The organism is Clostridium pasteurianum BC1 (assembly GCF_000389635.1).
GTDB lineage: Bacteria > Bacillota > Clostridia > Clostridiales > Clostridiaceae > Clostridium_I > Clostridium_I pasteurianum_A.
Map to the genome: position 1 here is coordinate 2,900,833 of NC_021182.1, position 14,543 is coordinate 2,915,375.

Here is a 14,543-nt window from a genome sequence, read left to right on the forward strand (position 1 = left end):
TTTCTTATATAATATTAAATTTGTTGGGGATCAGACCCCAAGACCTACTGGGTCAGACCCCCAATAACATAGCATTTATTTAAAATTATCTTACTAAGTTTATTATATCCTGTAAAACCTGATCTCCAGTTGTTATAGTTTTTCCATTAGCCTGGAAAGCTCTGCTAGCAACTATCATGTCTGTAAATTGCTGAGCAAGATCTACATTAGAAGCCTCTAATGAAGATGATTTAACATTTCCATATAATGCACTGTTATCTTCACCCTTTGTTCCTACACCGCTTCTAAAACTTGGAGCACCAGAAGTTATTGAATCTGAATATGAATTATTTCCATCTTTAGTTAAACCTGCTGGATTCTTAAACTGTGCCATGGCAATTTGACCAAGAGCTGCAATTTTTCCATTATCAAGAGTAGCAGTTATAACGCCGTCGCTTCCTATAGAAAAAGTCTTAACCTTTAAGTCAGTTCCAGTCGCATCATCATGTACTGTATCTGGTATTCTTAAACTCTTTAAGTTTCCATCATAGGCATATAAATTTTTATCTCCATCTACAAAAGCTATAACTCCATCTGCACCCATACTCTGCAGCGGAGTACCTCCTGTAACTGGATTTGATGTACTACCTGGTATAGTAAGAGGTGTACCAGTAGCAGTTATAGTTTGATTTATTCCCTTTTTAGATAGTGAATTGTTAAGCACTGCTGTGAGCTGATCTTGTCCTATGGCATTTGGAGTAACAAAGTCTCCATTTATAGTTATTGTCTTATTTGCTGTATCTACATCTGTAGACAATTGTGTACCCTGGGATATAGTTCCAATCTTAATTTTATACCCATTTAATGCTTCTCCAGGTCCAAAAGCAAAGCTAAAGTTACTGGAAGTTACAGTCCCAGGATTTACTGAAGCTTTACCTCCATCAATTAGGCCTGAAGCAATGTTTGATAGTGGAGTTTGGGTTCCACTCACGTTTACAATTACACCAGAAGATAATCCAGTAGCATTTTGTATAGCTCTCTGATAATCAAAAGCAGTCATTGAATTTATGTCACCATTTACTGTTATTATCTCATTTGTAGTATCAATAGTTGCACTAGTAGGAGTTCCCGCTGTAATTGTTCCTAACTGTATAGTGTATCCATCTAATTGTGGAGTACCATTACTATCCACAAAGCTAAAATCCATTCCTCTATAAGATACTTCTCCACCACTTATTGCTTCAGAAGCACCTATGTTAATTGGTGAACCAGAAACTGTAATTGAAGCTCCAGCTAAACTAGGTGTAGTAGCTTGAGCTGTTTGTATTGTATTTTGCAATTCAGTTTGAATATCTAAAGCTCTTACCGCACCAAGAGTAGTTAAATCTGCATTTAATGTAATAACATTATTAGTATTATTAATAGTTGCTGAAGTTACTGTACCTGCTGCTATATTTCCAAGTTTAACTGTATATCCATTTAACTGAGAGCCCTGATTAAAACTAAAATTGAAACCACCCGCTGTAACATTACTTGGTGCAACTGCAGTAACACCGCCTGCAACAATATTAGAAGATGTTCCATATACCGGAATTGCTGTACCACCTACACTTACAGTTTGAGCTATTCCATTTGCTGACAAAACGTCATTTATTGCCTTTTCTGCTGAAGCTGATGAAATTTTACCTGCATCACTGAAATCACCATTTAATATTATTTTTCTATTGGTAGTATCTACAGAAGCAGAAGTAAGGGTACCTTCTCCAATTTTACCTAAAACTACAGTATAGCCATTTAAAGCTTCTCCAGGTCCGAATTGGAAACTGAAGCCCCCTGCTATTACGCTGTTTGGAGCTGCTGCTGTAGGGGGTGTCGTTGAATTATCGTTTGTTAATGAGTATCCCATTATTCTTAAGCCATTTGAGGATAGAAGATTACCCTGATCATCTAAAGTAAAGGAACCGTCTCTTGTGTACATGAGATTCATTCCAGCTTGAGATAATGAATTCTGATCTACACTATGCTGTCCTGTAGATTGATTTACATTAATTGTATTATCTGTAAAAACTGCAGGACCACTACCTAATACAAAATAGCCTTCACCATCAATAGCTGCATCCAGGTTTCTTCCTGTAGTTTGTATAGCTCCCTGATTCATCATTGTATCAATACCTGCCAGTTTAACCCCTAATCCTACCTGAGCTGCATTTGATCCGCCTTGATTTGTTGTTGGCACACCGGCATCCTGTATTGTTTGATTTAATTCATCTTGAAATCTTACTCTAGAACCTTTAAAAGCTGTAGTACCCACATTTGCTATATTATTTCCTATAACATCTAATTTTGTCTGATTTGCTCCTAATCCTGAAACTCCTGAATTTAATGATTTTAACATAGTTTTCCCTCCGAAAATAATTTATTTTTAATGTAGTCTACTATTTTTTAGCTTCAGTCATTCTGCTAAATTCAGCTTCCTCATTACAAGGTCCAGCTTAAAGTGTAACTACACTGTCTACATTTGTAAATACATTTCCCTTACTGCTATTCTTGTCCATTACTGTTATAACAGTTCTATTTTTAATGCTGGTTACTAACGCAGTATCTTTATAAAATATTACAGATTCTTTGCAGCCCTTTTCCTGCGCTTTGTTAATACCTTCATTAATAGTTTTCATGTCATTTTCATTAAAACTTATATTTCTAGATTTTAATCTCTCTGCTGCATGAGATGAAAACACGAAAGTATCGTTGTTTTTTATTTTTTCATTTAATATGTCAGCAAAATTCTGTTTTTGTGTTGTTTTATTAGTGTTTACCTTTGAATTATAATTCTCAATAGGCTCAACAGGACAAATTTTTCCATTTACTACTCTATAACTCATAATTCAACCTAGACATTAGCATTTGAGCTGCTGTCTGAACTACTATCTGTAGAACTTGAAGATGTATCAGGATTAATCTGATAAATATCTCCATAATCAAAATCTTTTGTTAAAGCTTTTCCATTGTCTGAAGTAGCTACTGTAAGAGTAATTGTATCTCCTTGTTTTGTTATGGAATTTACTTGTCCTATATAATTGTTATTCATACTATCAGTTTCATTAAACATTACTGTTTTTCCAAGCAAGTTGGAAGCAGAATTAAGAGTAAGTGTACTATTTAAATTTGCCATTTGCTCCAGTGAAGTAAATTGTGCAAGCTGTGCAACATATTGGGTAGAATCCTGATTGCTGCCACTCAATGGATCCTGGTTTGACAATTCAGCAGTTAAAATTTTCAAAAATGAGTTTTTGTCTATACCCTGTTGTCCCGGTTTAATCATTGGTGTTCCTCTATCTGTAGCACCAGATGTATTACTAGTAGTCTGATATCCTGTTAACGCTGTAGCTGTACTACTGGTAACTGCCATCTTTATCCCTCCTCTATACTAATATATTTAATTTATTATCTTCATAAATAATGTGTCCAGGTAATGTATCTCCTTCTTCATTATTTATGTTAGAAACACTATAAGTTTTGTGATGTGAATTATTTTCATTACTCTGATTTTGATTGAAACTATTACTAAAGAATGTAGTATCACCATTATATATATTTATATCAATATGCTGTATTTTAATTTGAGAATTATTGAAATTATTATTTAAATCCTGAATATTTGCATTTAGCAGATTAAAAGTTTCTCTATTATTGGTGCTGATACTGGCTTTCAATATTCCATCAGCGCTGGAAGTAATTTTAATATATACCTCTCCAAGATCTTTAGGATTAATTTTTACTGTCATATCCTTAATATTTTTATTTTCCATGTACCTGATACTTTTTATTATATCCGCAGTAAAATTTGACTTATTAATTACCTTTGGCTCATTAGCTATCTCTTGACTATTATTTTGATTTTGAACAATAAATTGATTCATTAGTGTATTTACCTTATCAAGCTTAGTATCCTTATTGTCTTCTAATAATCTCTTTAAAAAATCATTATCAGTATTGAAGCCGCCGCTATTTTTAAATTGGCTGTTATCTTTATTTCCACTAGTTAATACATTGACTTTATCATTAACAATTTTTTCTTTTACCTGATTACTTTCTGGTTTATTGAAAATTTTAACTTCACTGTTCTTGTCCAAAATTTCAGCATTTTTATCTTTAGGTAAATTTTTATTTTCTGTTAAAATATTTTCTAATAAACTAGTATTATTAGTTAAAATCTCATTAGTAAAGTCCTTATTTAAATTAGTGTTAGAATTATAATTTTTTATATTTGATGTTTCTTTATTATTACTGTCTTTTATTGAAGACTCTATAATTTCTTTAATTTCATGCTTAATTTTATTTATTAAGTTTTCTTGTGGATCAGTTTCATTACTGATATTTTGCCTATTAGTATCTAATAAGTTTGCTATTGCAGCTTCACTATTTTTTACTTCATTCTTATCCAATTTCTCATATGAAGTGTTCTTAAAATCATCCTGTGATATTACTAAATTTTCATTATTAGCTGTATTATCATTTGTTAGTGCATTTAATTCATTAAGCAAATTACTTTTTTTATCTGCAAAATTATTTTTATTTAAATTTTGTTTTTCATTATTTAAAACATTTACTATATTATTTATCTTATTATCTATCTGAGATACAGGCAGTATTTTATTATCAGTAAATTTTTCAACCACATCTTTGGATTTTATATCCAGTGAAAAGAAGTTAATAAGCAAATTAGTTATACTTACTGTATTGCCATTTATTTCACTATTAGTCTTATCATCATCTACATCTTTATTATCTTTATTTAATTGAACATTACTTTCTGATGACGCATTTCCATTTGTTGATCCTGCTTCCGAAGTAGTTTTTTCTAGCAATTTAGATAATAAATCTGTTACCTGCCGCAACTTTGCAATGATTTGAGCTATAGTATTGTCATCATTAGAATTAACATTTTTATAGGATGCTATCTCTTTATTAATCAATTGTGTTTTCTGGACTAACGGCATATCCAGATTATTATTTAATTGTAATCTATTAGTTGATGCCGTTTCTAATTTAGCAGTTAATTGTGATATTTCTTCTATATCCTGTTTACTTATTAGCCCTGATTTATCAGATATATTTTTTATTAAATTATCTATCTGTGATTCTAAATCAGCTAAACTCTCTACACTTTTTTCTTTACTGCTATTTCCATTAGATAGTTTACCTGTGGAATCTCCATTATCCACATCTTTACTATCTTTACTAATTACTTGTCCATTACTATTACCTTTATTGGTTATTGTATCTGGCAAGTTTTTATATATATTTTCTAAAGAAATTGGTTTATCAGGAACAGCTTTTTCTTTAGTTTCATCATTTATTTGTAATATACTATTACTATTTAATTCACTGCTAGTTTTTTCCTTTGCTTCACTGTTTATTTGTAATATATTATCAGCATTTAGTTCATTATCATTTGCCTTACCATTGTTCACATTAGCGCTGCCCGCTATATTACTATATATGTCAGTATTAGCAGTATTAATGACATTAGCTTCATCGGTAATATTGTCCATATTGGCAATTATACTGTTATTATCTCCATTTAATTGAACATTCTTTACCGATGAGGCATTTCCATCTACTAATCCTGATGCCAAGATAATCTTTTCAAGCAATTTGGACAATACATCTATTTTCTGTGACAGCTTTGATAATATAGTATTATTTTCTTGTGAAACATTTTCCTCTGCTGATCCTGATATAGAAGCATTTTTTTCTTGAAGTTTAGATATTGGCTCTGTTTCCTGTTGAAAATTTGATACTAAAATATCCTTTTGTGCCATTTCAGTTTGTGATTTCACAGGTTTAATATTATTTACAAGTAAATCCTTAAAACTTATTTTTGGCACTGCCTCTGAAGAAATATTTTTTTCTCCTTTGTCTGAAAAACTTGAATTTAACAAACTATTAGTATCCAGCTTAATTTCACTCACATTTTTCACCTCCTATCTGTCTCTATTACTCCTTATAAACCCATACAACGCAAACTCGTCATTAGCTTTTTGTTCAGCTAAATTCTGTTCTCTAGTAAACTTAGCCTTTTGCTTATCTTTTAAAATTTCAACGGTTTTTCTGTCTATCTGCTTTTGTTTAAGTTCTTTCCTATGCTGCTCTAGTTGGGTTTCTTTATTTGTAAGCTCCCTACTGGCCTGATCAATGCAGCCTGAAAGAGAGTTTAAATAAGCCTGTGTTATTTTTTGCTGAACAATGGAACCATATTTTCTTTCTTCGCTAAATTTTTTATAATTATCATTTAATTTTTCAAGACTTTTCTCTGCATTAATTTTTTCCTGTTGTGATTTTTTAAAATTAATTTTGCTCTCTTCTTCTGCATCTTTTCTTATATCTAAAAGCTTTTGAAGCCTAAATTTAAAGTTTTCCATAATATTTACCTCTCGTAAATAAATCAACTAAACATCTCAACCAGTTTATTTCTACTGTCTTCAAAATTCGACTTTTCGTTTATCCCCTGCTTTAAATAGTTAACAATATGATCATGATAATGTATTGCTATATCTATCTTTTTATTGCTTCCTCTTACATAGGCCCCTAAATTTATTAAATCTTCAGAATCATGATAGGTCGCAAGTAAATCTCTGGCGGCAGAAGCTGCCTGTTTGTGATCATTATCGGCTATTTCTGACATAAGTCTGCTTATACTTTTCAAGGTATCAATAGCAGGGTAATGATTTTTTGCAGCTAAATCCCTGGATAATACTATGTGTCCATCTAAAATACCTCTTACAGCATCTGCTATAGGTTCGTTAAAATCATCTCCATCTACAAGCACTGTATAAAAAGCAGTTATAGAACCTTTATCTGACATACCAGACCTTTCCATAAGCCTTGGAAGCATAGCAAAAACGGAAGGTGTATATCCCTTAGTAGCTGGAGGTTCTCCAATAGCAAGTCCAATTTCTCTTTGTGCCATAGCGAATCTTGTGACAGAATCCATCATAAGTATGACTTTTTTGCCTTGATCTCTAAAATATTCTGCAATGGCTGTAGCTGTAAAAGCTCCCTTTAATCTTACTAAGGCAGGTCTATCTGAAGTAGCGCACACTATAATTGACTTCTTCATTCCTTCCTCACCAAGATCTTTTTCGATGAAGTCAAGAACTTCTCTTCCTCTTTCACCTATAAGGGCAATTATATTTACATCAGCCTTAGCTTCTCTCGCTATCATACCTAAAGTTGTACTTTTTCCAACACCACTACCTGCAAATATTCCTACTCTTTGACCTTCACCACAAGTTAAAAATCCGTCTATAGCTCTTACACCTGTAGACATTACATCTTTTATTCTTCTCCTTTTAAGTGGATCTGGAGGGTCGCTGTCAAGTTTGTAATAGCTGCCCCTATCTATTTTTACACTATCCAAAGGCTTACCAAGACCATCTAACACTCTTCCAAAAAGTTCTTCTGAACATTTAACATTGAGAGGTTTTCCAGTAGGTACAACCCTGCAGCCTGGTGCTATTCCTATAAGTTCCCCTAAGGGCATTAATATTATATTTTTCTCTCTAAAACCTACCACTTCACATTCTACAGCAGTATTTTTCTCATTATATATTTTACAAACTTCACCTACAAAGGCTTTGATTCCCTCTACTTCAATAGTAAGACCTATTACCTTACTAACTACACCTTCCATATAGGCTGTACTGCACTCTTCTACTTTTTTTATCAATGCATTAAAGTCCAAAGAAATCATATGTATTCTCCTCTTGGCATCTAAAAAAATACTAAGCAATTAATGTTTTTATTTTTTTAGATGCATTAATTCATAAGTTCTTCTTTTATCTTTTCTAAACCTATACTTATACTCAATTCAATCTTGCCATTGTCTTTTTCAATAATGGCACTATCATTCTCTATGAAATTATCTTCTATAACAAATATCTCACCCTTTAAAGGTATTTGTTTCTTCCAAAGTTCCACAGCATCACTTAGTGCATTATAATGGAGACTGCTGCATTTTATAATTATAAGAGCACTATTCTTAGCTGTAGACACTGCATCATAGATCATGTCATCAATGCCCTGTTCTTCTTTAACTTCTCTCTTTAAAATTTGCTTAGCAATAAAAAGAGCCAATTCTTTTATATTTACTTGCTTATCCAAAAGATATTTTTCATATTGAATTTTTGCACTATTAACAAGATTAGAAGCATTGTTCTCAGCATTAGACATAATATTATCAGCTTCTGCTTTACTTTTTCCTATAGTTTCATTGTAGGCATCATTATAGCCCTGCTGTTTTCCTTCTTCGTAGCCTTTATTATGAGCTTCATTTTTCATGGTCTCAGCATCATTAATAGCTTTAACCCTTATATCTTCTGCTTCTGACTTTGCCTTTTCTATAATAGCCTTAGCAATTTCATCAAATTTATCTATATTTTCATTACCATTATTTTTTATTATGTCCTTAATTTCTTCCAAAGACTGCTGTTTCTCTTCTATATTACTTTCTGTAATTATTTCTTTTTTCCCTTGAGCAATTACTTTAGTATTCTTAATAACACTAGACGATAATGGCATCTTCTCCACCTCTCGCAATTACTATTTCACCGGCGTCATCCAATCTTCTTATAATGCCAACAATCTTCTGCTGTGCCTTTTCCACATCAAGAAGCCTTACTGGCCCCAGGAACTCTATATCCTCCTTTAATGCAGTAGAAGCTCTCTTAGATTGATTTCTGAAAATACAGTTTGCCACCTCTTCAGAAGAACCTTTAAGTGCCAATGCCACATCATTATTATCAAGTTCTCTAAGAACTCTTTGTATGGAAACATCATCCATAGTAACAATATCCTCAAATACAAACATAGATTGCTTAATTTTTTCGGCAAGTTCCTGATCCTCTTTTTCAAGTTCTTCAGTAATGTTCTTTTCAGTAGTTCTATCCACCTGATTAAGAATGTCCACTATTGTTTCAACTCCTCCAAGCACAGTTACATCAGATCTAACCACAGAGGACAGCTTAGTATTTAGCACCTTTTCAATTTCCTTTATTACCATAGGCGATGTATTACTCATAGTTGCAATTCTATAGGCTACTTCACCTTGAAGCTCTTCTGGCAAAGCTGACAGTATCTGACCAGCTTTATCAGCTTGAAGGTAACAAAGTATAAGTGCTATAGTTTGTGGATGCTCACTATTAATTACATTTAACAATTGATGAGCATCTGCCTTTCTTGCAATAGAAAAGGGTCTATACTGTTCTGTAGCCTCTACAACTTTTTCTAATATTTCCTTAGCTCTTTGACTTCCAAGAGCCTTTGAAAGCAAATCTTTTGCATATTCTATTCCGCCTTCAAGTAAATACTCTTTAGCCTTATTCATTTCTATAAACTCTGCCAGTATTCCCTGTCTTTGCTCTTTCGTAACGGAAGTCATATTTGCTATTTCATATGTAATCTTTTGTATTTCCCTTTCAGGAAGCTTTTTTATTATTCCTGCGGATGTCTCAGGACCCAAGGTTATGAACAGTATAGCAGCCTTTTGTACTCCAGTTAATTTTTTATCATTAGCCATATACTATCACCTCTCATTTTCTGCAAGCCAAGCCTTAATAACATCAGCGACCTGATCTGGTTTCGTACTAGCATATTTTTTAACTTCATTTTCTACATGTGCTTTTTCATCTTCCTGTTCAAAATCTATAGGATCATATTTAACCTGTTCCTTTGGCACTATAGTATCATCAATTACAGCATCAAGGCTGGTAGTCTCGTCTTCATATTGTTCTTCTGCCGCTTTTTTTCTCCTTCTCACCAGCACAACTATACCTGCTGCAATTGCAGCTATTACAGCTGCGGCCCCTATTCCAATTGCAGTATATAGCCTTATTCTTTGCTGTTGCTGAGCCTGCTGATTCATCTGATTCATAGCATTTCTGGCATTATTTTGAAGTGTAGTGTCAAATCTCATTCCCTCAATACTTACACTGTCACCTCTTTGCTGATTAAAACCTACAGCCTGATTTACTATATTCTTTATAGATGCCTGTTCATTTGCGCTTATATTAGCTTCATTCACTACTACAGAAACTGTTAGCCTGTTTATATTTCCAGGTGCTACTTCTGTCTTTGTTTCCACTCTGTTGGTATCATAATTTCTAATGGTTTCGTTATGGGTGGCATTACCATTGTTATTGTTGTTATTATTAACTATTTGATTAGAGTTAACATTATTATTTGTAGGACTTGCCCCCGCTGCTGCACTAGTACCGCCAGGAGTCACATCATTAGTATTATGTTCACTTATTACTGTTGGATTGCTTATAGCTGTAGAACTCTGCTCAGTGGAGTCAAAATTCATATCTGCATTAACCTGCACTTTAACATTATCCTTGCCATAAATAGGTACTAATTGATTTAATACCTTTTCCTGAAGCAGTTGTTCTTCTTTTGCCTCTGTATTACTTCTTGCCGCAGTAGTTGCAGACACATCTTGATTGCTGCTATTATTTAAATCACTACTTAGTAAGGTCATATTGTCATCTACTACCTGTACATCATTGGGTGATAAATTCTTAACTCCACCAGCTACTAAGGATACAATTGCCTTAACTTGATTTTTAGTTAAAGTTTGTCCTGGTTTCATCTTTAAAAATACAGAAGCCTTAGCAGGAGATCCATCTCTAACAAAAACTGAATTATCTGGCATAACTATTTGGACTCTTGCATTGTCAATCTGAGGAAAACCTTTAATAGTCCTCTCCATTTCTCCTTCCAATGCCCTCTGATACTGCACATTAAACTGCTGATCTGTCATACCCAGCTGACTGCTATTGTCAAAGAGTTCAAAACCTACACTGCCGCCTTTTACTGAAGTAGCATATTGTAATCTTAAATCATCTACTTTATTTTCTGGTACATAAATAGTGTTTGTACTGGAATCTACTTTATATTCCACTTTATCTGATTTTAATTTAGTTATAATAGCGGCAGAATCATTGGCATCCATATTTGAAAATAACACTCCATATTTTGTTTTACTTGAAGTTATGCCAAATATCGTTATAGCTGCTATTAATCCCACAATTAAAACACCAATTACTATCTGCTTAGTTCTGCTTAAATCTAACCATTTGTTTTTAAGCTTACCAAAAGTCTCTAAAAGCTTATTCATCTCATGCGCTCCCTACATTACACTTGCATTCTGTTTAATTCCTGATATGCCTCAACAATTTTATTTCTAACCTGCACTGCCAATTGAAGAGACATCTGTGCTTCTTGTGCTGAAATCATAACCTGGTGTACATCCACATTATCACCTTGTATGAATTGGTTAGTAATATTATCTGCATCTACCTGCTTGGCATTAACTCCATCCAGTTTATCCTTTAATATGGAAGAAAAATCCAAGCCACCATTGGTGTCAGTATTCACATTATTATTTGTGTTTGATCCTACCATACCATCCAGCTTTGCTATGCTGCTGCTTGGAATAAATTGATTTATATTCATAATTATCGCCTCTACCTTCCTATTCCTAACGCTGCAGAAAACATGCTCTTTTCTGCTCCTATAGCGCTTACATTAGCTTCATAGGCCCTTGTGGAAGATATTAAATCTGCCATTTCATTTAATATATCTACATTGGGCATTGAAACATAACCATTAGCATCTGCATCTGGATTACCTGGGTCATAAACCTGTTTAAGTGGTGAATTATCATTCACAATTCCAACAGCCTTAACACCCTTTAGCTGATTTTCATATTGACCGCTACCTGGATTCAGTTCTTTATCCAAATTTTCCTGAAATACAGCTATCTTTCTTCTATAAGGCTGCCCTGTTTGTTCACTTCTTGTAGTATTCACATTAGCTATATTTGATGAAATTGTATCCATTCTCAGCCTTTCAGCAGAAAGACCACTAGAACTAATATTCAAAGCGCTGAAAGCTCCCATTTATTAATTACCTCCAGTTATTACATATTTTTTAGTGGAAATCATAGTATTAGCTCTATTTATTAATGCTTCATACATTAATGTATTCTGCGCTTGATTAGCCATTTCAGCATCAATATCTACATTATTTCCATCATTTTTCATACTGGATGTAGTATCCTGTTTCACGCTGATTTCTCCAAAACCACTTCCATCACCCATATGTAAAGGACTATCCTTTTTCATATTTATATTATCTATACTGTTCTTAAGTGTATCCTCAAAAGATACATAATATCCTTTATAACCTGCAGTATTGACATTTGCCACGTTATTAGCTATAACCTGTCCTCTTGCACTTGCTGCATCCAATGATTTTTTAATCAAATCATATGTAAATTGTTGTCGTGAAATATCATTAATTGTCACAATACCATCTCCTATTTTGTCACTAAATTATTTATTGTGATTGAATTATTTAATATATGATAACTTTAGTTATATAATAAATTGTATTACCAAATAATACAACACCATATATTGAATAAATCTTTCTATTATTCACACAGATTTCAAAATTAAATTATATTTTTAATTATAAAATTTAAATCATAGGAATATTATAGTAAATTTTCATTGATTATTCTACATAATTATTTAAAATTATATATATATAAATAAAATTTTACAAAGAATTTACCGTATTAAGGCATTTTAATGATTTTTGTGTAATTTTTTGTAATTTAGTGGAACTTTATGAGCTGAAAATCATTTTATTTTTTATAATTAACTATTAAAAATAAATAGTATAAAAAACTTTATTTAAGAAATAAGAGAGAAGAATCATACAATATGGAAATTTTGATGACTATCAATGGTAGACCTGTATAGAAATTACTACAGGCCCGTGAGTAAAATATTTGTTAAGAAAATAAAAAATTCCTTAGATTATTAGAATAGGTTAATGTCTTAATTTAAAAAGCTTTTAATTACATCCTCAGCTAGTTTAACTAAAAGTGGTAATGATACAGAAGCTATATCTTTAGTTAAATCTTTTAGTTTTTCCCATACTTTATCATCACGAATATTATCTATATATTCATGGCCTTTCCATGATAAAGACGAAACATCTACGGGAAAATTATTACGATAATTTACTTTATCTATTAAATTACCTTCAGCGGCTATTTTAACATGATAGTTAATAGTGTCTCTATAATATTCTTTTCAACGTGCTATTAAATCTTCAACAGATATAAATGGATATTAATAAGTCGTATTTTTTTCAACGTACAAAAGTATATCTCTTATACAATCAGGATTTAGTCGCATAGTTATTACCACCTTTCTATACAATAGAATTCTATGTGATAAAGCAAAAGCCTTTAGAAAAATATGTAAGTAACGATTAAACAGCTTGTATTTAATAAAGCTTTTAAACCCTTAGGATACTTGTGATCTACCCACTAAAAACTAGATTATAAAACTACACTTATCTAACTCGACTTAATATATTGAGTATATCCTGAGGAAATTTGTTTGTCTGTACCATCATAGCTATACCTGCATCTACCAGTATGCCTGATTTAGAATATTCCATTATCTCGTTAGCTATATCTGCATCACTTACACTGCTGTCTGCATCCTGAATTTTATCGGCTATTTCATTAGTGTTATTAAAACTATCGCTGAATCTATTCTCTATTCCACCATATACACTTCTAGCATGTACTACATTATCCATAGCTGCATCTACTAAACTAAGATTTGCATCTACAGAATTTTTAGTTACATCTAAACTATCTAAAGTGTATCCTGTGGAATCTTGTATAGCTGTTGTAACATTAAATTTAGGTATAACAACATTATCACCCGATTCTGCACCTACAGCCGCTGTTATTGTAGAAGATGGATTTTTATTATCATAAGTGATTCCAACTGATGATGGACTGGCATTTAACAGTTTAACACCATTAAATTCAGTATTATTTGCTGTACTATTAATATTTTGTTTTATTTGATCAATTTCTAACTGAATATTTTTCTTGTCCTCATCTGTCAAACTTGGTCCACCAGAGGATACAACAAGCTGTCTCATTCTCTGAATATCATCACTTATATTATTAAGTCCACCTTCAGCTGTCTGCAGCATACTTATTCCATCCTGTGAATTTCTCGTTCCAGCCTGAAGACCACGTATTTGCATATTGATTTTTTCACTTTTAGCAAAATTATTGGGGTCATCTTTTGCACTATTTATTTTCTTTCCTGAAGTCAATCTATTTAAAGCGCCACTTTGATTACTAAGGTTTTTTGTATATGCATAATATATATTTAATGATGCTAAGTTATGACTTAATCTCATTTTATCAACTCCAACTAAAATGTTTTCTACTTTTTTTAATTATCGAAGGATTTAAATGAAGCTTTATATCATTAGGATAAAATTTTAAATTTTTCAGCTTTTATACCTTTTAAACCATCTTTCGTTTCAGTTCTAAATTCTGTTAGTTCTGCTGTGTGATCATATATTGCATCAAGTTTATTCTCTATATTATGAAGTCTTTTATTAGTTTCATTTTGTCCTGTTTTTAATTCTTGTATATCATTTCTCATTAAAGT

At 32.2% G+C, this 14,543-nt stretch carries 14 protein-coding genes and 1 pseudogene; all 15 read right to left on the bottom strand.

All coding sequences use genetic code 11. From position 1 onward, the window contains the following. Window positions 1–85: 85 nt before the first annotated feature. The 15 genes and pseudogenes from CLOPA_RS13770 to CLOPA_RS13835 all read right to left on the bottom strand — a co-directional run bounded on the left by CLOPA_RS13770 (window position 86) and on the right by CLOPA_RS13835 (window position 14,537). Window positions 86–2,374, bottom strand: a complete 2,289-nt coding sequence (locus CLOPA_RS13770) for a flagellar hook-basal body complex protein (RefSeq protein ID WP_015616061.1) — start codon at window positions 2,372–2,374, stop codon at window positions 86–88. A gap of 97 nt (window positions 2,375–2,471) precedes the next feature. Continuing rightward, on the bottom strand, window positions 2,472–2,861 hold the full coding sequence (locus CLOPA_RS13775) for a TIGR02530 family flagellar biosynthesis protein (RefSeq protein ID WP_015616062.1): 390 nt from the start codon (window positions 2,859–2,861) through the stop codon (window positions 2,472–2,474). Window positions 2,862–2,869: 8 nt separating this feature from the next. After that, window positions 2,870–3,388, bottom strand: a complete 519-nt coding sequence (locus tag CLOPA_RS13780; protein WP_015616063.1) for a flagellar hook assembly protein FlgD — start codon at window positions 3,386–3,388, stop codon at window positions 2,870–2,872. A 13-nt stretch (window positions 3,389–3,401) separates the two neighbouring features. Then, window positions 3,402–5,954, bottom strand: a complete 2,553-nt coding sequence (locus CLOPA_RS13785; protein ID WP_015616064.1) for a flagellar hook-length control protein FliK — start codon at window positions 5,952–5,954, stop codon at window positions 3,402–3,404. Window positions 5,955–5,966: 12 nt separating this feature from the next. Then, a complete protein-coding gene (gene fliJ, locus CLOPA_RS13790; protein WP_015616065.1) occupies window positions 5,967–6,404 on the bottom strand; it encodes a flagellar export protein FliJ in 438 nt (145 codons plus the stop codon). Window positions 6,405–6,427: 23 nt separating this feature from the next. Beyond that, complete coding sequence (gene fliI, locus CLOPA_RS13795; protein ID WP_015616066.1) at window positions 6,428–7,735, bottom strand: flagellar protein export ATPase FliI; 1,308 nt, start codon at window positions 7,733–7,735, stop codon at window positions 6,428–6,430. A 65-nt stretch (window positions 7,736–7,800) separates the two neighbouring features. Next, complete coding sequence (locus CLOPA_RS13800; RefSeq protein WP_015616067.1) at window positions 7,801–8,562, bottom strand: hypothetical protein; 762 nt, start codon at window positions 8,560–8,562, stop codon at window positions 7,801–7,803. After that, window positions 8,546–9,559 (bottom strand): flagellar motor switch protein FliG, encoded by a 1,014-nt coding sequence (fliG, locus tag CLOPA_RS13805; RefSeq protein WP_015616068.1) that lies wholly within the window; start codon window positions 9,557–9,559, stop codon window positions 8,546–8,548. The genes CLOPA_RS13800 and fliG overlap by 17 nt, the downstream gene beginning before the upstream one ends. 6 nt (window positions 9,560–9,565) lie before the next feature. Further along, window positions 9,566–11,158: a flagellar basal-body MS-ring/collar protein FliF gene (fliF, locus tag CLOPA_RS13810; RefSeq protein ID WP_015616069.1), complete on the bottom strand. Its 1,593-nt coding sequence runs from the start codon at window positions 11,156–11,158 to the stop codon at window positions 9,566–9,568. A 17-nt stretch (window positions 11,159–11,175) separates the two neighbouring features. Further along, entirely contained in the window at window positions 11,176–11,496 is a 321-nt protein-coding gene (gene fliE / locus CLOPA_RS13815) for a flagellar hook-basal body complex protein FliE (protein WP_015616070.1), read from the bottom strand. An 11-nt stretch (window positions 11,497–11,507) separates the two neighbouring features. Next, window positions 11,508–11,942: a flagellar basal body rod protein FlgC gene (flgC, locus tag CLOPA_RS13820; RefSeq protein ID WP_015616071.1), complete on the bottom strand. Its 435-nt coding sequence runs from the start codon at window positions 11,940–11,942 to the stop codon at window positions 11,508–11,510. Between the two features lie 3 nt (window positions 11,943–11,945). Further along, complete coding sequence (flgB, locus tag CLOPA_RS13825; protein ID WP_015616072.1) at window positions 11,946–12,350, bottom strand: flagellar basal body rod protein FlgB; 405 nt, start codon at window positions 12,348–12,350, stop codon at window positions 11,946–11,948. A gap of 540 nt (window positions 12,351–12,890) precedes the next feature. Further along, window positions 12,891–13,133: pseudogene (locus tag CLOPA_RS26145) on the bottom strand (DUF2513 domain-containing protein); the annotation flags it as partial. Between the two features lie 280 nt (window positions 13,134–13,413). Continuing rightward, the gene (locus CLOPA_RS13830; RefSeq protein ID WP_015616073.1) at window positions 13,414–14,286 is read right to left on the bottom strand and encodes a flagellin; all 873 of its coding nucleotides are present in this window, start codon (window positions 14,284–14,286) and stop codon (window positions 13,414–13,416) included. Between the two features lie 71 nt (window positions 14,287–14,357). After that, window positions 14,358–14,537, bottom strand: coding sequence for a hypothetical protein (locus CLOPA_RS13835; protein WP_041710895.1), 180 nt, complete (start codon window positions 14,535–14,537; stop codon window positions 14,358–14,360). Window positions 14,538–14,543: the final 6 nt, after the last annotated feature.

What these genes read in the sequence shown, in the direction of transcription:
- CLOPA_RS13830 (WP_015616073.1), bottom strand. Translation starts at nt 14,286, where the DNA reads ATGAGATTAAGTCATAACTTAGCATCATTAAATATATATTATGCATAT.
- CLOPA_RS13775 (WP_015616062.1), bottom strand. Translation starts at nt 2,861, where the DNA reads ATGAGTTATAGAGTAGTAAATGGAAAAATTTGTCCTGTTGAGCCTATT.
- fliI (WP_015616066.1), bottom strand. Translation starts at nt 7,735, where the DNA reads ATGATTTCTTTGGACTTTAATGCATTGATAAAAAAAGTAGAAGAGTGC.
- fliF (WP_015616069.1), bottom strand. Translation starts at nt 11,158, where the DNA reads ATGAATAAGCTTTTAGAGACTTTTGGTAAGCTTAAAAACAAATGGTTA.
- CLOPA_RS13800 (WP_015616067.1), bottom strand. Translation starts at nt 8,562, where the DNA reads ATGCCATTATCGTCTAGTGTTATTAAGAATACTAAAGTAATTGCTCAA.
- fliJ (WP_015616065.1), bottom strand. Translation starts at nt 6,404, where the DNA reads ATGGAAAACTTTAAATTTAGGCTTCAAAAGCTTTTAGATATAAGAAAA.
- flgC (WP_015616071.1), bottom strand. Translation starts at nt 11,942, where the DNA reads ATGGGAGCTTTCAGCGCTTTGAATATTAGTTCTAGTGGTCTTTCTGCT.
- CLOPA_RS13835 (WP_041710895.1), bottom strand. Translation starts at nt 14,537, where the DNA reads ATGAGAAATGATATACAAGAATTAAAAACAGGACAAAATGAAACTAAT.
- CLOPA_RS13770 (WP_015616061.1), bottom strand. Translation starts at nt 2,374, where the DNA reads ATGTTAAAATCATTAAATTCAGGAGTTTCAGGATTAGGAGCAAATCAG.
- fliE (WP_015616070.1), bottom strand. Translation starts at nt 11,496, where the DNA reads ATGAATATAAATCAATTTATTCCAAGCAGCAGCATAGCAAAGCTGGAT.
- CLOPA_RS13780 (WP_015616063.1), bottom strand. Translation starts at nt 3,388, where the DNA reads ATGGCAGTTACCAGTAGTACAGCTACAGCGTTAACAGGATATCAGACT.
- fliG (WP_015616068.1), bottom strand. Translation starts at nt 9,559, where the DNA reads ATGGCTAATGATAAAAAATTAACTGGAGTACAAAAGGCTGCTATACTG.